The organism is Nostoc sp., from assembly GCF_036917455.1.
Lineage (GTDB): Bacteria > Cyanobacteriota > Cyanobacteriia > Cyanobacteriales > Nostocaceae > Nostoc.
Genome location: NZ_JBALDK010000152.1, coordinates 1 through 20944, shown reverse-complemented (window position 1 = coordinate 20944; position 20944 = coordinate 1). Strand labels below are relative to the sequence as shown.

Here is a 20944-nt window from a genome sequence, read left to right as displayed (position 1 = left end):
CAGAGTGTTACCAAATTTAATTCGTAGCGAATCGCATTAAAATAATACTTTATACTCCTTTGAACTCTCTGCGTTTAAATCTAAACCCTCAATTGTTAACTGGATGAACAACGGCAAACTCAGAGTCTACGAACTAGCAAAAGAATTAGATTTAGATAGCAAGAAGCTATTAGTAATTTGTGAAAAACTTAAAATTGCGGTCAAAAGCCATACCAGTGCAATTACAGAATCCGATGCAGAACGTATTCGTGTAGCAATAAGTAAACTAACAGCAAAATCGTCAAAAACCAAAACAAACTCTGAAGATTGGGGCTATATGTTTATAGCTTCAGCAATAGATAGTTTCATCCGCCATCTTGAAGGTGAGGCTGCCCTCAAATCATATTCCGATTTTAGGGAGCGCCGCGATCGCGCCAATGAGTTAATGTATGAATGTTTCGGTAAAAAGCCTTCTTTATTTTATGTGCGTCGCAAAGGCGCAGGCAAAGAGGCAAGAGAGGAAATCTGGGATTTGACAATCGCAACAGACTCCGATGATTATCCATTACCCACAAGACTTGACAAGCTCAGAAAAACATTAGGATTTAGAGTAGCCGTACAAAAAGATGGACGCGACGGGTTAAAAATACTTTCGGCTCAGTTGTTACAACCCTCACGGGGACAGGCCGATAGCTATGCTATACCTTGTCGCTTGCGTCTACTGGCTAATCATCAGCATCATCTCGACATTCCGCCAGCAACATTAAAACGTATCGCCGCCGCGCCAGTTTGTGGCGAAAATGTGCCTACAGAAGATCAGCTTAAAGCTTGGAAAGCATTTTTACAAATTGAAGAAAAAATTGCTAAAGCTCGCCAATTTTGTGTACGTTATGTAAGTCATAATTATAATTTTAAAAGACGGATTAGTTTTGAAATTGATGTCACCTCAGCCACCCTTGACGGCTTTTATCAAAATTCCCTCGACGTAGATAATTTTTGGGAACGAGCAAGACGTACAAAAAACGAAGATTTAAAACTTTTTGAAACGGCTCCCGTCGGCAAACATTGGATTAGCGGTCGTCAATTAGGCACTGTTGAAGAAGTTGATATCAACCGTGGTATTATCAGCCTCAGACTAGAACGCGACTTAGCTGAATTTATGGCAACAGAGCGTTATAAATTACCAGATAAAGGATTTTTGTGTTTCGAGGCAATTGGTGATATTCAGCAGATTCAGCGTAAAAAGAAAGCTTTAGATGATTTGAATAATGGTTATACCCAAAATCTCTACTTGGGTAACTTTTTATTCGATGCTTCTCAGGCGAGACAAATCAAAACAACTGTTGAACTTCAACCACAAGATTTATTATTATCTTCCGCTAATCCCGGTCAAAAAGCCGCAGTAGAAAAAGTACTTGCCGCTAAGGATCTTGTTCTCATCCAAGGGCCACCAGGTACTGGTAAAACTACCGTAATTGCCGAGATTTGCTACCAAATTGCCCTTCGAGGTGGACGAACTCTAATCGCTTCTCAAGCGAATTTAGCAGTAGATAACGCTCTGAGTCGATTAGTTCACAACCCAGTAATTCGGGCTGTACGCAAGGGTAGAGCCGAAAAAGTTGGTGAAGAAGGACAGCCATTTTTAGAAGACCAAGTGATAGGAAGATGGCTAGAAAATACAGCTTCTGATTGCGAAAATAATATTACACAACGGCTTGAAAATATTAAAATCTTCAGTCAATTACTGGGAGCATCACAAAGATTCACACTCTACTTTCAAGCAGAGGAAGAATTCAATCAGCAGCAAGCGAAATTTAATAAGAATAAGTTAAAGATAGAAACTAATTTTAAAAACCAAGAACAATCCTATAACGAAACTCTAGAAAAACAGAACAACGTTGAATCTCTAATTATAGGTTTAGAAAACATACTAAATAGTGTACCAAATATTAACTGGGAAGCTCCAGAAGTTACAGAATTTTTGCCACTTCTGAAGCCATACACAGAAGGTAATGGTTTAGTAGAAGAATTTTTAGCAAATGTTCGTCAAACTATTAAATATACTAATGAACTTGGCTTTGTACGTCCGGCGCTTGGTGCTTTTGGTTTAGCCGCTTGGTTGCATGAAACTGTAGCAAGAGAAATTTCTGGATTTAAAACTGCTTTGACTCATGCTGAAGAAGCCAGTCAAGCCATCTTAGAAGTTGCAGCATCAGTGGAGGTTGTCAAACAGAATTTTGCATTGTTAAATCAGGTACAACCAGATTATCAGAAATATCTTGCCAAACTGCAAAACCTACAACAAACAATCCAAATTTGGGAAAATCGTCAACGGGAAATTGACTATATTATCTCAGCCGTAAAAGAATGGAAATCTACAGCGCCTTCTCATCTGTATCAAACTTTAAAAGATTGTCAGCAATCAGGTTTACCACTAACAGAAAATTTAGTGGACTTACCGTTAGGTTTGTTGATGTTTGCTAATACATTAAAATTACCAATAGTACCAAAAACTTACAAAATAAATCTACCGGAATGGGAGTTATTGACAAAAGCGATCGCTTATGAAGTAGACGGAGGTTTTACCGATAGACGGGGTAAACAACATAATTTTAGCTACTTTTTACAAGAAAATTTTAGTCAGATTCCAATGGTGCTATCAAAGAACGATCGCACCCAATGGCAAGAAACTTATCAACAGTTTAGTAATTATCAGCTACTCAACCCTAAACAACGAAAATTACTAGTTGAAAATACCCAGGTTTTCTTAATTAGAATGCAACGGACTTATGGCGCATCTTGGGAATGGAATAAAATCGATCCTACTCTCACCCGCATTACCCAAGAATTACTAGAGACTATTCTTGTAAATGCACGTCAATGCGTTTTAAAAGTAAAAACAGAAACTGAACAACAGCTACAGTACCTACAACGACAATTAAATGAACTCCAAAAAAATGAAATTAGTCAACAGCAAATATCCATTACTCAAGCTGAGGTAGAAAAAGCACAGCAAGACGCTAATTTACAGCTTGGCAGAGTTATTAATATCTTGCAAGAACTTAACAAACAAAATATACCTGTTCAATTACGCACTTTAACAGATAAATATCTTGCAACCCAATCAAATATTTGGGAGCATCCACAAGAATTCTCAAATCAACTTAATCATTGGGTAACTTGTATCAGTCAGCTTGAAACATTAATTTCATCCTTAGAACCTTTTGCGGTATTGGAGATAATTAAAAATTCTCTACACGAGCATTTATCAAAGCTACAAGAAGAAACTAAAACTGCTCTACAGCAGCTTCAAAAATTACAAATTAGCTTGCATGAAATAGAAGAAAAATTACAACCACAGCCATCAGATAGTTTAATAGAAGAAAGAAATTGGTGGTTGACAGAATGGCAAAAAATACCGGATAATTTTAAGCCAGAAAATTTTGCTGCTGACTTGTTTAATATAGAGTTATTACGCGGCATTAATATTCAGTTTGACTTTTGGCAGAAAGAACTCGAAAAAGACGAAATTTATCTCAAAAAATATCATAATTTTGTCCAAGATTGGATTGAAAAATTAAGACAGCCAACTGAAGGCGATCGCGACGATTTAAGACGTATTTATTTAGATAATGCTAACGTCGTTGGTATAACATGCGTTCAAGCTGCAAGTAGAGGTTTTTCGGAAGAATTCAAATCTTTTGATGTTGTCATCATTGATGAGGTTAGTAAGTGTACTCCACCAGAGTTATTAATCCCAGCTTTGAAAGGCAAAAAGTTAGTCATGGTAGGCGATCATCGGCAATTACCACCCATGCTTGATACTAGCACTGTAGAAGAAGTTGCTCAAACAATGGGTAATACACGAGACGAACTACAATTCTTAGAAGAATCACTGTTTAAAAGTCAGTTTGAATCGGCTGATGAAAGCATTAAACAAATGCTAACTACACAATATCGAATGCATCCATTTATTATGGGTGCAATCAATCAGTTTTATGATGGGAAACTAGAATCTGGAATTTTGGAGCCAGATATAAAACGCGCACATCATTTAGCAAGCGAAATTATCCAAGAATCTCAGCATCTTATTTGGGTAAAAACGCCTATTGAAAATCAGTTTTTAGAGCAAAGAAATGGAACTTCTTACTTCAATACTCAAGAAATTGATGCAATTGAATGTCTGTGTCAGCAGTTTGAGAACACTTGGGCTGAGAAAGTTGCTGATGGTGAATCAAAAAAAGAAATCGCCGTAATTACGTTTTATGGCGCTCAATTAAGGAAAATTGATGAACGCTTGCAATCTGAGCTTTTCCCTTCATTAGAGATTCGTACTGGTACTGTAGATCGATTTCAAGGAATGGAACGACCTATTGTAATTGTGAGTATGGTTCGCAACAATAGTAAAGGCGATGTAGGATTTGCTAAGAAACCAGAACGGGTAAATGTTGCATTTTCTCGCGCTCAAGAATTGCTGATAATTGTGGGTTGTCATAATTTATTTACCCATCAATCAGGTAAAGTCGGAAGTATGTATTCCGAAGTGTCAAATATTGTCAGTCTTCATAAAGGTTTTGTTGATGTTTCTCGCCTATTTAGCTAAACTTCTTTACAGGTTTTCTAACTAAAATTAGAATTTTTCAATGAAAAAAATAGGGGAGAAAATAGTTTTCTTTCTTGTACTTATGGTTTAGCGCATCTTCATACAGAGTTGGTATGAATAAACCAAATTTATCCATTAAGCTTCGATCGCAGGGTTATAATCATCTGGGTTATTAAAACCTGCAATCCAAGCGGCTGCTTGATGGCAAGTCTGCATGTGAGGAGGGACGCGCAAGATATGAATATGTCCTGTAGATGGACAGGTGACTTTCAAAACCATAAACGGCTCGTCATCCTCAAACGGAATATAGACTAGTTGACGTTCTCCCCCAGCATCACGATCGCGATCGCGGATCAATCCTCCCACTTGCTGCAAAAATGTCTCGTATCCCAAGCGTTCAATCAGCACGCGCCGCAACTCAACATTCTCCACATTCAGGATATCTTGTCCCGTTAGAGACTGGGATTCAAAGGCAATCTTATCTGTCACCTGCACGCCTCGCCAGCGCCAGATAAAACCATGTCCAGCAGATACACTCTTAATCCCACTTCCAGCCAACTCAATCCAAGAGGTAACGTGGAGTCCTTTGGGAAGAGTTGTGAGGTTTACACAGTCGCTGATATCAAGACTTTCACAGGTGAGATTTTCAGGGAGATTGTAAAGATCGAACGCACCGCTTAAATCGAGATGGCCTAAAACGCGCATCCCATCCCAAGCGCGATGCTCAAGGATAAGTTTTCGAGCATTCTCAGATGATACAGGCTCGTGACTTTGGTTTGGGCGCTGCTTAATTGGCTTATTCGGCACACGTCCATTCGACATAATTTTGAGCATTAATCTATCACCTCCACATAAGCATCAGGTCGATATTCGCGTTGTTTCCAGACGCGGTAAAGCCCTTGGGGTAATTCAATCGCCCGATGTTCTTCATGAACTAAAGTAGCACTTGCTTCTTTAACCTCAAGAAAAAGCTCACTCCCATGTAGCCACAATTGAACAGCATCAGATTGCTGAATGCGATGGCTATGTCCTGTAACTTCACCATGAGCAAGAGTAGCACCTACACCCTTCTTAGCACCGACAGGTAAGCTAGCAATATGCCCGATCAAAACGTCGCCATGTCTGTAAAGAATACTATCTTCAGAGTTATTGCTGTTCTTAAACATCTTTTTTATATAATTACGAATTACGAATTATCAACGCTCTAGTCTCAAACCTCTTTCCATAAGCATCTGAGGTTCGATATTCTCAACTTTAGGTATCGCTTCTAGCTGATAAATTTTAGCGATCGCATCGGCAATATTACCCGATCGGGCACGCAACCAAGCGCCATGAGGTGCATAGTCAAGGATTTGTGTTATTTCGTAACCCGCTCGATTAATTAGCTCACGTTGCGACTTTGCATCAACGCCTTCAGCAAAGCGGATAAAAACCAGTCCAGTTGGTACAGCTAAAGAACCATTGGGTTGGACTGTGTAAATTGGAGTCAGTGTATTGTGTTCTGATGGATTTGGTTCGCCTGAAAATACTGCGATCGCACCGTCGTTAAGTTGTAAAATTGCTCCTGATGCTACCGTCTGGGGTTGATTCTTGTAATGTATTGCATAATACCCAGACTTCCGAGTGTAAGATCCAGTAGTGTGTAGGCGTTGCCCGCCGTAAGCATTGCTACCAACCCAAATTTGTTCAGGATACTCAGAAAAATAGTCGTTTTGAAATTTCACTTCAGCAATCAGGGGTAAAGAGTACACCTGGAGAAAATACTCAGCCGGAAAATAAAACATCTTTCTCAAGTTCTAATAATGTTATAGCGTTTTTCAATGGTATACAATACAAATTTTTCATCGGAATGCAAGCTATATGCCCCTAATGATAGTGAAGATTCTTAAACCCGGATTTCTCACCACATCTCGATTAAGCCTTGTGCAGGGGTGCAGGGGAGGCAGGGGAGGCAGGGGAGGCAGGGGAAGAGAAAGAAATAAGTGTAGAAGCAGTCTGTTTCGGTAGTAAAACATACTAAAAATGCCTCTTTACTCCCCCTGCTCCCCCTGCCTCCCCTGCCTATTTCACGAGGATCTCACTTTTTCGCGTTGCTCCCCTTCTTTCCCCTCTGCCTCTCTGCCCCTCTGCTCCTCTAGCTTGTGACAAATGCGGGTTAAAGCAGCCTAATTTTGAATCCTCTCTTTTCTGGAAAGACAAATCGAAGGTTTGTATGAACTTTTGAGAGATTAAATCCTGTTCAAACTGTATATTTTTAATGCCGTAATACACATATAACACATGAAATAAAAAGCATCTATAAACTAAACGTAAACACACGCTGCGTAGTAGTGCATAATACGATTTCTCAATGCTCAATTTTCAAGATAAATATCCCAGGAGATTAAAATATGGTTCAGGTTCGCTATGGTGGACAAAACGGTAAACAGTATGAACTTGCTATCAGTGACGAACACGTTGTAGTGCGTACCGAAAGCCGCAGTACTATTGTCGGTGCAAGACCGTTTGAAGTCGCGCCTGTGTCACCCACAGCTCGTAGCATCCTTAATCAATTCGAGTTAACAACGCGGTTTCGGCAAGCGGGTGTAGAAATTCTGCAAGCGAAAGTTCCGAATCAGGGTGTGGCTCTGCGCGATCGCGCCCGTGAAATTCTTAACCAAGAGTCTGAAGTCCAATTTGCCGGACGTGTCCTTATCGATCCAGCGTCCAGTCAACCGATAATTTACACCGAAAACCTCTTTGTTAAATTCGATAACGAAGAAGAATCAAGCGTCTGCCAAGAGGTATTAACACGTTACAACTTAACAATTAAACGCCAACTTGAATATGCACGGAATGCTTACTTTGTCAATGCACCTGCAAATACTGGTATAGCCATCTTTGACATTGCCGAGCGACTTTTGAATGAAGAATCAGTTGAACTGTGTCATCCTGAACTAGTGCGTGAATCACGCCAACGTCAGGTTTTCCCGCAACAGTGGCACTTAAAGCAAACAACAATTAATGGTAAGGTAATTAATGCCCATGCCAACGTTGAAGCAGCTTGGAAATTAAGCGATGGCACAGGGGCAATTATTGCAATTATCGACGACGGTGTGGATCTCGATCATGAAGAATTTCGTTCTTCTGGAAAGATTGTTGCCCCGCGTGATGTCACACGTAAAAGTGACAATCCCAGACCCGGAAACGACAATAACCACGGGACAGCTTGTGCCGGAGTAGCTTGTGGAAACGGTAAATTTGGTGCATCTGGTGTAGCACCGGGTGCAAAATTAATGCCGATTCGTTTAGCTTCATCATTGGGGTCACAGGATGAAGCAGATGCTTTTATTTGGGCGGCTCAAAATGGCGCTGATGTCATTTCTTGTAGTTGGGGGCCAGCAGATGGTGTTTGGTTTGAGCCAGACGATCCTCTACACAAGCAAAAAGTACCTCTGCCTGATTCTACAAGACTTGCTATGGACTTTGCAATTAATAAAGGGCGCAACGGCAAGGGATGTGTAATTTTATTCGCGGCTGGTAATGGTAACGAAAGTGTGGATAACGATGGCTACGCCAGCTACCAAAAGGTAATTGCAGTGGCAGCTTGTAACGACTTTGGCACGAGAAGCGCTTACAGCGATTTTGGTCAAGCGGTGTGGTGTGCCTTTCCCAGTAACAATGGTGATAGTTCTCAAACCCCTGGAATTTGGACAACCGATCGCGCTGGTGTAGTTGGCTATAATTCGGGTAATGTGAATCTGGGTGATGCCGGAGGTAACTACACAAGCGAATTCGGCGGAACTTCCAGTGCTTGTCCAGGTGCGGCTGGGGTAGCAGCCTTGATTATTGCCAGAAACCCAAATCTGCGTTGGGATGAAGTAAGAGATATTATAAAACGCTCCTGCGATCGCATCGATCAAGCTGGAGGTAAATATGATGCCAATGGTCGCAGCCCTTTCTATGGTTACGGTCGAATGAATGCTCTTAAAGCTGTAGAATTGGCCAAGCCAGCGCAAACATCGCCTATTAGCATATTCAAGGCAGTGCAAGATATCCCAATTAACGACTTGCAAACATCAACATTGTCGTTGGCGATCGCTAATACTACTCTCCTGAAATCCATCAAAGTTAATGTAGACATTGAGCATACCTATATTGGGGATCTTGTAGTTACTCTTCTTCCCCCAGTGCAAATAGGTATACTTCCCATCATTCTGCACGATCGCCAAGGCGGAGCTACAGATAATATTAAAACAACTTATGACGAGGTAAACACCCCAAAACTTGCTGCCTTTAAAGGTAAAAATCCCCAAGGAACCTGGACTCTTGAAGTTGCAGATAAAGCTAACGCAGATACAGGAAAGATTCGCAGCTTAACCATTGAAATTGGATTTTAAGCCAATACGCTTGGATTAAGGGACTTCCAAATAAAAAATATTCCAAAACTGACACATAAATCCTCTTAATCTCTTCTCTCTGTGTTGCGCCAGTTGCTACAAACTCCTCCACCCCCGCAACGCACTGGCAACTCTATTGTCTGGAGTGGTTCGTTTTTTGGGATAATTTATTCCTTGGAAATCCCTAAGAGTAGTTGTAGGCTCCCACAAAATGGATAATTTATTTCTTGGAAAGCCCATAACTGATTATTGTAAAGACGGTGATTTATCGCGTCTCTTGCCTTAACTAAACAATATTGACTCCTTAAGGCTGAATACGGTTTGATACAGCTAGGCGATTATTTATTTGTGAGACAATGCGGCAAGTCGTTGGAATGCCGATGGTACTGGACTATTTACGAGATGCTGGCGGATCACCTCAGCACACGCACCCGGACTTAATAACGAGGTGTCAACTTCAAGGTCATAGATACCAGGGATGTGGACTTCACGTTGCCATAACTGCACCGCAGATGGTACTGGGGAGTCGGCTGCACTTACTACCTTCCACCTCATGTTTTGTCGTCTTTCCATAATTACCTCAATAGGGCAGCGAACACCTACGAACAAGACCGGCAATCCTTTTAAACGTTGGGCACTATCGGTCAGAATTCCCCGCTCCGTTGCGTATGCATCATGGTGTCCGACATCAACCACGACATTCACTCCCAAACGGCTGTGGGAAGCGATGGATTCATACATAGCGCTGTACAGAATAGGAACGAGGGGTTCGATGTCCTGACGTTCTCCCCCTGGCCGCAGACCGATCCCAGGCAGGTATTTTGCAGGAGTCATTTGCATAAACCTATCGACACCCAAGTTCATCCACACGCCATCAAACGTCTCCTGAATCGCTTCTACAATGCTCGACTTCCCCGATCGCGGAGTACCATTCAGGATGATAATCTGTCCTGGCTTTTGTGTCTGTTTCACAACTGCTCCTCCCATCCTTTGATTATAGAGACGTAGCATTGCTACGTCTCTACATTGTTTTCATCCCCGCGTCAATTAGCTTTGACTCACAGGCTCTTTTGCCAAGAATTTCTCTAATTCTGTCAGCGCATCAGCATCAACCTTAGTTTGCATTGGGCAGAACTTAGGCCCACACATTGAACAAAACTCAGCAGTTTTATAGATATCTGCTGGTAGAGTTTCATCATGATATTCCTTAGCTCTTTCTGGATCGAGTGATAATTCAAACTGACGGTTCCAATCGAAGTTGTAACGCGCCTTGGAAAGTTCATCGTCTCTATCCCTTGCACCAGGGCGATGTCTAGCAATATCAGCCGCATGAGCCGCTATTTTATAGGCAATCAACCCATTCCTAACATCTTCGGCATTTGGTAGACCCAAATGTTCTTTTGGTGTAACATAGCACAGCATTGCAGTCCCATACCATCCAGCCATCGCTGCTCCAATGGCTGAAGTAATATGGTCATAACCAGGAGCAATGTCTGTCACCAATGGCCCCAAAACATAGAAAGGTGCTTCAGAACACTCTTCCATCTGCTTACGGACATTGAACTCAATTTGATCCATTGGCACGTGTCCCGGCCCTTCTACCATCACCTGGACATCATCTTCCCAAGCTTTGCGAGTTAGCTGTCCCAGGGTTTTCAATTCAGCTAATTGTGCTTCATCTGAGGCATCATGGGTACAGCCGGGACGTAGGGAATCTCCTAAACTGAAGGAGACATCGTACTTTTTGAAAATCTCGATAATATCTTGGAAGTGGGTATAAAGTGGGTTTTGTTTGTGATGATGCAGCATCCACCGCGCCAAAATACCGCCACCGCGAGAGACAATACCGGTAATGCGGTTTCTCACCAAAGGTAAATGCTCAATCAAAATCCCCGCGTGGATAGTTTGATAATCTACTCCTTGCTGGGCGTGCTTTTCGATAATATGGAGAAAATCATCAGCAGTCAGATTCTCGATTGTGCCGTGGACACTTTCTAAAGCTTGGTAAACTGGCACCGTACCAATGGGAACAGGTGAAGCTTTGATGATTGCGGTACGAATTTCATCCAAATTACCGCCGCCTGTGGACAAATCCATCACGGTATCTGCACCATACTTCACCGCCAGATTCAGCTTATCAACTTCTTCTTGAAGGTTAGAAGAGTTGGGGGAAGCGCCGATATTAGCATTTACCTTACACTTAGAAGCGATGCCAATAGCCATCGGCTCTAGATTAGTGTGATTAATATTCGCGGGGATAATCATTCGCCCCCGCGCCACTTCCTCACGAATGAGATCGGCAGGGAGATTTTCTCGTTGGGCGACGTAGTGCATTTCTTCGGTGATGACACCTTGGCGGGCGTAGTGCATTTGCGATACATTACCCTGCCCACGCCGTTTAGCAACCCATTCTGTTCGCATATTGTGATTCCTCTATAAACAGCTTCCCTCCGCTGGTATTACCCAGACTCAGGTGTTAAGGGTGTGATCTCAGCCTGGTTATATAGGCACCCCTAGCATGGATGTAGTGTATCACTTTCGTTATCTCTGGGAGCAAGGATGTTAACAATTTATGAGGTGTTAAGCTGTTTTTTCAGAGTCTGGCGTAGGCGCAGCCCGTCGTAGACATCACTGTTTCTATTGAATGTGGTGAGAAATCCGGGCTAAGATGAATATTTTTCTAGTGCGCTCATGGAAGTGCTTATTTTCCCTATAGGTTTGATGGCTATACTAAAGGCGATCGCACCCTTCACACTCTTCAACCAAAAGCTACCACCAGGTATTATGGAGCGATCGCCTTGACTTTGTACAATTAGACAACAACGAAATTAGTTGCGCTTAGTGACAATCCACTGTTTAGTTGCGCGAATTCTACCTGAGAAAAAGCACCTCCGCTACCATCTTGGTCAAAGGACAGTGCGCCTGTAATATTGTCGTAAATAAATCGTTGAGCGATCGCTGTCGCAACGGAACCGATGATAAACTGACTGGCTAAGAGTGTACCTACTGCTAAAGAACCGCCGAAACCAGCAGCCGAAACCTGAATAACTTCGCCAGTCGGGTTGAAGTCATCAAGACTATCAATCCCTTCATTGTAATTATTGAACGCAAAGGTATCAGTGCCATCTCCCCCGTACAGAGCGTCATTACCTCTTCCTCCAGTCAAGAGATCGTTGCCACTATATCCATATAGCACATCGCCGTTATTACCCCCCACAATCTTGTCAGCATAGGCTGTACCACTGATGTTTAATCGTTCAATCTTTTTGTAGCTAACTCGATTTGTACCAGATGTTATTGAGCCTTGGTTAGTGGTTGAATTGAAGGTCGAGGTGATTCCTTTGGTAGTATCGCTACTGTAATTAACTTCCAAACTATCGTCACCTGTACCCCCATTTACTGTTTGAGTCACTAAAACAGAAGTGGCGGTAGATGAGGCGCTCAAATAAAAAGAGTCATCCCCATTTCCTCCATTCAAGGTGTTAGCACCATTGACTCTATATGCGTAAAAAGTATCATTACCATCGTCTCCATTCACAATGTTGTTACCAGAGGAGTAGGAAACATTAAGGTAATCGTTACCTGCACCCCCACTAATAGTGTCATTGCCAGAAGTACCCCCATTGAGTACATCTTCACTATTGCCTCCCACGATATTGTCAGCGTAGGCTGTACCAGTGATATTAAATCGTTCAATATTCTTGTAGCTGACTCGACTTGTGCCAGCTGTTATCGAGCCTTGGTTCGTGATTGTATTGAAAGTCCAGGAGATTCCTTTAGTAGTATTGCTACTATAATCGACTTCCAAATAATCGGAACCTTTACCCCCATCTATGGTTTGAGTCACTAAAAAAGAAGGAGCGCTAGATGGGGCACTCAAATAGAAAAAGTCATCGCCATCTCCCCCATTGAAGGTGTTAGCACCATTGACTCTATATGCGGAAAATTTATCAGAGCCAGTTCCGCCTGAAATAGTATTTTTGCCAAAACTATCCTGAATCGAAAATTCGTCATTTCCTGTATCTCCATAAAGAGTATTATTCCCAAAAGAAGAAGATACATCTAAATAATCATTCTCACTTCCACCCTTGAGGATATTGTTGCCAGTGGTATGTGCAGCATAGATTTGATCGCTCTCAGAACCGCCGTCTAAGAGGTTTTTCCCAGAAGAAGAAGAAACATCTAAATAATCATCTCCACTTCCGCCTTTAAGGGTATTGTTGCCGATAGTCTTTTTAGCATAAAGTCTATCATTGTCAGAGCCGCCGTCTAAAAAGTTCTTCCCAGAATAATTACTAATATTCAGGACATCATCGCCCTCAAAGCCATTGATGCTGTCATTACTCCCGAAACCATTGAGGATGTCATTAGCATCAGTTCCATTGATAATTGCCATAATTTCTACCTAAATCACTTTTTCAGAAACTTGAGATATCAACCTGCCAGTATTGCTGTTTTAAGGCACAATAAATTAGCCGAAAGTTCGGACTTTCGGTATAGTTTGTGTCAACCGGAAAAACACTAATTTTTTAGTGAGTTCAGCTTTTAACTATAAGCATTGTTCAGCTAACCTACTGCATAAAAGCATTGGTTAATTGCATTACTATAATGTTTGTTTTTATAAGTGTCACTATTTTTAATAGTATTTTTCTCTACTTCACTTTACTTATCTATTTTTTTAGTTTTTAGAATATAGGAATCCGGTTTGATTTGGAGAAAATATACGTAGAATGTGTGAGCGACAGCGTAACGCATCAAATCCATCATAATAGTGCGTTACAAACTCCGTTTTAACACACCCTACAATAGATAATTTCGTTCAAAAATCAAATAGTAATCCTATAGCTATTTACGTATTATTTACCTGGTTGAAACAAGAATTCCACCCCTTCAAGAGGTGGAAGCGCTAAAGTAGACCTAGTTTAAAAATTGAGAACTTGTGGGATACCTAGTAAGTAATTATAAAATGACAGCAATATTTTTCGTTTTCTTTTTTTGGCGAAAGTATTGTAACCAGAACTTGTCTTTTAACTTTAGCTGTGTGATACTTGCGTTTTAATTCATAAAATTCTATATTTTTGCCCGATTCTCTTCAGGCGATCGCATTAAGTAGAACTACACAAAAAAAACTATAATACTAATAAAGAAACCTCTAAAATATTTTATTATGCCAAACCATCTCTCTCGCTGCCTTGAAGGAAAGTTTAAGGCAGTGAGAGGTTTGTCGAACTGGCATTACTTTTAGCTGAGTACAGCTACTTTCGCGTGTTTGTTAACGTAGTCTATAAATAATTGCTTCAGCCGAGGGCTAACGCCAGCGTGTTCAAAGAATCCAAAACCCAGATTCCTAGCCTTGGCTAAGGTTTCCTCTGGTGTTAATCCTTCCTGGATAGCGATACTTAATAGCGCAATTCCAGTCGAACGCATCCCGGCTGCACAATGTACAACTGCTGGTTTAGGTATTTCTTCTAGTGTCGTGAGGATTTTAGTAATCACCTCTTCATTCAAATTTTTTAAATCCACCTTGAGTGGAACATTTGTATAATGCAGCCCCAATGCTTCCGCTACTTTTTGCTCATCCTTGGAAAATCCTAATTCATCAGGCGATCGCAGATTTAAAATGGATTTAAAACCTTCTTGGATAGCTTGCTCAAGCTGTTTTGGGATGACTTGTCCTGTGGTTGTCAAGTTTTCGTTAATCTGTATGGCGTTGATCACATTCACTCCTTTTGACTTTTTGATGGCTTCAAGCTTGGTAAATACTCAAATCAGCAAGCTTTGAGAAGATATTCAAATAAACACGGCAAAACTAGCTAAATATCAAACGATATTGCTTGATTACTTCAAAATTTGCCTTTTGAAGTTAATTATTTTATTGCTTTATTCATAATATCCGGTTTGTCGATAGGATTACCGGACATTAAAAGTAGTTATGGTTTTTAGCGATATGTTTACATTAGGTTATATTTTAGAAGTTATACTATTGAGCTTGGGGGAGGAATTAGCTCAGAATTTTCGTAAACAAGTCCATAAAGAATGACTGCTACAGGCTAACTCTGTTCTCTATTCATTGGGATAGTATTATTACCCAAATGTCACGCAGTTAGATTCCACTAGGTTCGCGCAATAGGTAGTGTAAACTTTTCAATAGTTCTCTGGCCGTATAGGGTTTTGATAATACTGCTTGCACATTGGCATCATTAGCTTGAGCAGATATATCTACTAAGTTCAACCCGGTACAGGCAATGATTTGAACCTGCTTGTTCATTTTTTGCAAGGTACGAATAGCAGTAATTCCATCCATCTCCGGCATCATTATATCCATCAACACGGCATTGATTTGATGCTTGTGTTGGGCATAAAGTGCGATCGCCTCTATGCCATTACTAGCAGCTAGTATCTTATAGTTATATTTTTCTAGAATGATGCTGGCAACCTCCCGAATTTGAGCCTCATCATCTACAAATAAAATCAATTCTCCCTCTCCTGGGAGCAGTTCCATATCTTCGATTTCCAAGGCTTGGGTTGCTTGCACTGCTGGTAAAAACAGGTCAAATTTGCTGCCTCTACCAACATTACTAGATACTTTTATAAAACCGTCGTGGCTTTTAATGATGCCCAGCACTGTTGAAAGGCCAAGTCCCGTACCTGCATTGATCTCTTTTGTCGTAAAAAATGGCTCAAAAATTCTGTCTAATATTTCTGGCGGTATTCCAACTCCGTTATCGGCAACGGTAATTACAATATAATGCCCAATCTTGGCATCGATATTCATTTTCGTATAAGCTTCATCAATAAACTTATTTTCCGCAGAAATTTTGATATTGCCCCCATCTGGTAGAGCATCGCGGGCATTTACTACCAGATTCATCAACACTTGATGCAGTTGTGTGGTATCTACGGTGACAGCACAAATGTCTTCGGGGATAACCATAGAAAATTTAATAGATTTGGGAAATGTCTGTTTAATAATTTGGATAATTTCTGAAATTAGGTACTTGATTTGGATAATTGTCCGCTCTCCTTTAAATCCTCGCGCAAATGACAAAACTTGCTTCACTAAAGCTGCTCCACGTTGGGCGTTGCTTTCTACAAGTGTCAGCAGTTGCCCAGAACGCTCCTCGTCTTGGAAAAATCTTCCCTGTAGCAATTGAGCTGTTGCCAAAATTGGTGTCAATATATTGTTTAAGTCGTGGGCAATACCACCTGCAAGGATACCAATGCTTTCCAATCGCTGGGCGCGAAAAAACTGTTCTTCAAGTTGTTTCTTTTCAGTAATATCAGTGTCAACAGTCAGGATAGATTTAGGTTTTCCTTCAGGATCGCGCATCAATGTCCATCGGCTTTCTACAATAATTGCCTTACCGGATTTTGTCACTTTAGATAACTCACCTTGCCACGAGCCACTCTCAATTACGCTTTTTAGAGGTACTTCCAGTTGGTGCTGAGTTTTGGTTGGGTACAAAATCTCTTGGAGGTTTTTTCCTATAACTTCTGTAGAGGGCCAACCGTACATCCGCTCTGCACCTTTATTCCAAACTAATACTTGAGACTGAAAATCTCTAACTAATATGGCATCTGTGGTGATATCAAGTAGAGCGGCTTGTTCGGAAATTTTTTGTTCTGCCAGCTTGCTCTCAGTTACATCCCTACTTGTGCCGATCGCTCGAATTGGCTGACCAATTTCGTTATAATAAGCCCGACCTTTGCAGTGTAACCAGTGTAGGCTGCCGTCAGGCCAGATAATCCGATACTCTATTGATCCCTGTCCTGCCTCAATCATCCAAGCCATATTTGCAGCTACCGATTCGCGATCTTCTGGATGGATTAAATTGAGATAGCCTTCAACGCTTGGACACAAGGTGTTGCCCGGTAGACCATAAAGTGGCCCCATATTGGCAGACCAAATCCCCGTATTGGTGATTAGGTTTCGATCCCATATACCAATTTGGACTGCTTCGGTAGCTAAACTCAATCGTGCTTCACTTTCTTGCAGTGACTCTTCGGCCAGTTTGCGCTCGGTGATATCTTCAGCAATGCCACCATAATAGTTAACTTTTCCTTGGTCATCATAGACAGCAAAGCCCTGATTCAAAATCCAGCGCACCGAGCCATCAGGTCGTAAAATCCGATATTCTGTTGAAATAGATTGATTAGTACTAAACAGTTGCTTGATTAATTGGGTGGCGCGATCGCGGTCGTCTGGATGAATGTTGTCTATCCAAGATTTTGGCTTCTCAAACAGACTCTGAGAAGATCGACCCCAAATCTTCTCATAAGCGGGACTAATGTACAAAGGTTGGAATGTATCTGCGGTACAAATCCAGATCAGTGCTTGGGTGTATTCGGCAAAAGTGCGAAATTTATCCTCGCTTTGGCGTAGTGCTGCTTCGGTAAGTTGGCGTTCCTCTAACGCAGCTCGTTGTTCGGTAATATCTCTGGCTACCCCTTGTATTTCAACAACCTCTCCTTTGTCATCATGAATTGCGATCGCATTCCATTCAAACCAACGAATACCATTGACTGTGAATACCCGTCGCTCACAATTAGTCAATGGATGGAACGAAGATTCTAAAACTGTTATACTTTCCATCACTTTAGGTAAGTCATCTAGATGAAAAAACTGGAAAAATGACTGACCATGAAACTCATTTTGTTTCCAGCCAAAGGTTTGACACGCAGCCATATTGGCAAAGGTAATCTGCCCTTGTAAATCAATGCGGATAATTATGTCAGTTTGGCTTTCTACTAATTGGCGATAAAGGTTTTCGCTCTGTTGTAATGCAACTTCTGCACGTTGGCGATCGGTAATTTCGTGTTGCAGCAGAACGTTGGACGTAACAAGTCCTTCTATCCGTTCCGCTTGAAGTTCTTCGAGAGCTAGCTGAAGTTCCTGATTAACTTGGATGATTTCAGCCCATTTAGCCTCAACCCATGTTTTTAAGTGATTTTGAGTTTGGCAATACACCTGCTCTATCTCAATTGGCAGATTAACCTGACTGAATTCATCAGTGGGTTTTTGTAAATATTGCTGCAAGCCTTCAACCACCCCAACCATTTTTACCAGGTCAAAGGCTTGTAGTAAACTAGTCTGGGTGATGATTCCTAGCAATTGCCCGCGATCGTCCAAAACAGGTAAATAGTCAGTCTGATGCTGACGCAATAATGATAAAGCAGTGAAAATATCATTAGAATCTGATTGTCTAAGGGTAACTACTGGCTGCGTCATCACTTCAGCCAATGTCACCGTGGCTAAGTCTATTCCCAAAGCTATAAGTCTAATTACATCTTTTACTGTAAAAATACCTAATAAGTTTTCTCCATCCAAAACCAAGACACAACCATTTAGTGATTGATTGGCAAAGCTTAAATCTAATGAGGAATTTAAACTAATAGGTGCATAATTACTACATCTTTCCTGACTCATCAGAACAAGAGCTTCGACTATAAAACTATCAAAACTAATCGTTAGGGGAGAACGATTAATAACATTACTTAAGCTAGGTATGTTAATCAGACGATCGTTGAATCGCATAGTTAATTTATCAATTCTAATGATCTCTTTGATATCAGTACAAACGTGGAGAAACTAAAGTAAGTAAATTGTTAAAAGTCAGGAATTATTTTGCTGTAATTGATAATCAATCAATTATCAATCAAATATCTACCCTGTAAAAATTAGAAAACCTAATACAAGAGACACAATGCAAGTTAGTAACTCAACCAGGAGGTAGATAGAATTTTAGAGTTTCTAAACTCATTCTATTGTCAAATTAGAGATAGCAGATCGGATATCTCAAGAGATTACCCTAAGTGATGGTCTTGGTAGTCTTGTGAGTGTGAAATATTTAAAATTAATTGATGAGTGCGAATATAAAAACCTTACTCCCAAAGACCGTCAGAAAGTTTGTGTTTTCGACTTTATTGATAAAGAGTCAGCAAGACTTCCAATCAACAAGGTAGGAGATAAAAGCTAGAATAGAAAAGGATTTGACATGTTTAGTTAATTCATAACTGGTAGTAGGCTATCAGTTATGCTGCTCTTAATTTTCACATTTATAGTTATACGAATTTATCTGAAGATAGTTTGAGCATTTTCTAAATCGCCTAAATTTATGACTTCACAAGTATGTAAAAATACTTAGAGGTTGTTAAGTATCTTAAATTCCTTCATAAGTTCCTCATTTTCTTCCACTATAGTCAAAATATAGACACATCGTTTTGAATAACTACAGGCTTGTCAACTGGTATCCTAATTTGAAATAACACTTTCATTAATAGGATTTGAGAAAATATGAATTACTGTCCTTGCTGTTCAAATTTACTTTTAGAACATATACGTGGTGCAGATAGTTACTAGTTTTGTCGCCAGTGCTGGCAAGAAATGCCTATTTATAATTTGAATAAATCTAGTTCATTCACCAAGTCTGTGATGGGAAAACTACCTAGAAAAACTCAAAAAGGAAAACGTAGAAATACTACTGTTTACGGAAGCCAATGGCAACCTATCAATGAATGGATAGGGCTACAAGAATTGTCTGTTTAATATCACTGAAGTTAATTTGGTTCTTCACTACTTAGTATAGTAAATTTATTTGAGAAAATATCAAAAAGCTTGTTATACATGGAAAATCAAGCTTATTTCTCAGATTGTTTCTTAATATTGCCTCTTTCCCCTGTTCCCTCTTCCCTCTTAAAGAGTGTGAATTTAGCATAACAAATCTTCAACAATCTCTTATTTATAACCCCCGAATTGATTCGAGGGTTTTTAACGCTGAAAAATGAATTTTTAATGTTGATTTTATTCGGATGCTGCTAATGGGGCACTGCTTTTAAATGCAGCCTGCATCATCTTCCCAAGATTCGTGATTGAGTAGGTCGATAATTCTATCTCTGAGTAGAAATTCATTCTTTTCTAACTCAAGTTCAAAATTAACCCAGTCACGATGAGGAATATATTTACAAAGGGTATAAATTGGCTGTTGACGGTTAACAAATCTCTTTTTAACAAGTTGAAGTGCTTCTTCCTTGATAACTTCGATGTCATATTTAACCGTAGTGTTCATAAGTCGTTCCTTTGTTTTAAATCAAGGAATTAAGAATCAAAATAATAGTTTATTTGACTCTACCTTAAACTTATCAAATAAAATTGGCGATAATTGTGAAGAATCAAGACATTAACTCTTCCTGGAAGTTAACTATGTCAGTAATATCCTTTCGGAGTTCCCAAGTATACCCCCTCTAGAGAGATTTTTGCAGAGTCAGAAATCTGGTATAAGAAGTTGTAAATAGCAAAAGACGATGTAAATGCTCTTTGGGCGACTTGCCAAAAGGTAGGTTAGGGTAAAGAACATTCTCTACAAAACTTATACTATGCTTTTGAATCTTGATAAAGTTCGTCAATATTTTCCTGCGCTAGCTGGTGAATGGACTTTTTTTGATAACGCTGGCGGGTCACAAACCCTGAAAAAAGTAGTAGATAGAATTAGCGAATTTCTCCTAAGTTCTGATGTCCAGTTGGGAGCTTCTTATGCCGTTTCTGAACTTGCAGGAGAACGATTGGCTTTAGCAACTAGGGGAATGGCTAGTTTTATTAATGCCAATTCTTCTAAAGAAATAGTTATGGGCCCATCTACGACAATGATGTTGAAAGTTCTCTCAACCTGTCTGGGTCAAACCTTTACACCTGGTGATGAGATTATTGTTACTAATTGTGACCATGAAGCCAATATTGGTGCTTGGGTTGCTTTGGAAAAACAAGGAATGAAGGTTAAAGTATGGCAAATTCGCCCAGATACCTTGGAACTTCATTTAGCAGATTTAGAAGTATTGATGAGTCATCGCACCAAATTAGTAACATTGACTCATGCTTCTAATGTTTTAGGAACCATCAACCCGATTAAAGAAATTGCTGCATTTGTACACGATCGCAACGCGATGATTTGTGTAGATGGTGTAGCTTATGCACCACACAGATTAGTTG

At 40.4% G+C, this 20944-nt stretch carries 12 protein-coding genes and 1 riboswitch; of the genes, 3 read left to right on the top strand and 9 right to left on the bottom strand.

Annotated features, from left to right (window positions below):
* Positions 1–103: 103 nt before the first annotated feature.
* Positions 104–4582: a translation initiation factor IF-2 N-terminal domain-containing protein gene (locus V7K42_RS16635; protein ID WP_334917922.1), complete on the top strand. Its 4479-nt coding sequence runs from the start codon at positions 104–106 to the stop codon at positions 4580–4582.
* 135 nt (positions 4583–4717) lie between these two features.
* Here the strand turns inward: V7K42_RS16635 and V7K42_RS16630 are convergent, their stop codons facing one another.
* The 3 genes from V7K42_RS16630 to V7K42_RS16620 are packed head-to-tail and all read right to left on the bottom strand — an operon-like array spanning position 4718 to position 6366.
* Positions 4718–5404 (bottom strand): DUF6745 domain-containing protein, encoded by a 687-nt coding sequence (locus V7K42_RS16630; protein WP_334917920.1) that lies wholly within the window; start codon positions 5402–5404, stop codon positions 4718–4720.
* Between the two features lie 11 nt (positions 5405–5415).
* On the bottom strand, positions 5416–5748 hold the full coding sequence (locus tag V7K42_RS16625) for a hypothetical protein (RefSeq protein WP_334917918.1): 333 nt from the start codon (positions 5746–5748) through the stop codon (positions 5416–5418).
* Between the two features lie 30 nt (positions 5749–5778).
* Positions 5779–6366 (bottom strand): hypothetical protein, encoded by a 588-nt coding sequence (locus V7K42_RS16620; RefSeq protein ID WP_334917916.1) that lies wholly within the window; start codon positions 6364–6366, stop codon positions 5779–5781.
* A gap of 606 nt (positions 6367–6972) precedes the next feature.
* Here V7K42_RS16620 and V7K42_RS16615 point away from each other — a divergent pair.
* Positions 6973–8961 (top strand): S8 family serine peptidase, encoded by a 1989-nt coding sequence (locus V7K42_RS16615; RefSeq protein WP_334917914.1) that lies wholly within the window; start codon positions 6973–6975, stop codon positions 8959–8961.
* A 342-nt stretch (positions 8962–9303) separates the two neighbouring features.
* On the opposite strand, the gene V7K42_RS16610 is transcribed toward V7K42_RS16615, so the two are convergent.
* The 6 genes from V7K42_RS16610 to V7K42_RS16585 all read right to left on the bottom strand — a co-directional run bounded on the left by V7K42_RS16610 (position 9304) and on the right by V7K42_RS16585 (position 20027).
* Positions 9304–9972: a chloramphenicol phosphotransferase CPT family protein gene (locus V7K42_RS16610; RefSeq protein WP_334917912.1), complete on the bottom strand. Its 669-nt coding sequence runs from the start codon at positions 9970–9972 to the stop codon at positions 9304–9306.
* A gap of 36 nt (positions 9973–10008) precedes the next feature.
* Positions 10009–11382, bottom strand: coding sequence for a phosphomethylpyrimidine synthase (gene thiC / locus V7K42_RS16605; RefSeq protein WP_334892880.1), 1374 nt, complete (start codon positions 11380–11382; stop codon positions 10009–10011).
* A gap of 7 nt (positions 11383–11389) precedes the next feature.
* Positions 11390–11486, bottom strand: a riboswitch (TPP riboswitch).
* Positions 11487–11773: 287 nt separating this feature from the next.
* Complete coding sequence (locus V7K42_RS16600) at positions 11774–13357, bottom strand: calcium-binding protein (RefSeq protein WP_334917910.1); 1584 nt, start codon at positions 13355–13357, stop codon at positions 11774–11776.
* Positions 13358–14202: 845 nt separating this feature from the next.
* Positions 14203–14679, bottom strand: coding sequence for a beta-lactamase hydrolase domain-containing protein (locus tag V7K42_RS16595; protein ID WP_094345623.1), 477 nt, complete (start codon positions 14677–14679; stop codon positions 14203–14205).
* 385 nt (positions 14680–15064) lie between these two features.
* The gene (locus tag V7K42_RS16590; protein WP_334917905.1) at positions 15065–18496 is read right to left on the bottom strand and encodes a PAS domain S-box protein; all 3432 of its coding nucleotides are present in this window, start codon (positions 18494–18496) and stop codon (positions 15065–15067) included.
* A 1297-nt stretch (positions 18497–19793) separates the two neighbouring features.
* Positions 19794–20027 (bottom strand): DUF4327 family protein, encoded by a 234-nt coding sequence (locus V7K42_RS16585; RefSeq protein WP_094331707.1) that lies wholly within the window; start codon positions 20025–20027, stop codon positions 19794–19796.
* A gap of 307 nt (positions 20028–20334) precedes the next feature.
* Between V7K42_RS16585 and V7K42_RS16580 the strand changes: the two genes are divergently transcribed.
* Positions 20335–20944: aminotransferase class V-fold PLP-dependent enzyme (locus tag V7K42_RS16580; RefSeq protein ID WP_334917903.1), on the top strand; the 610-nt coding region annotated here is incomplete at its 3' end.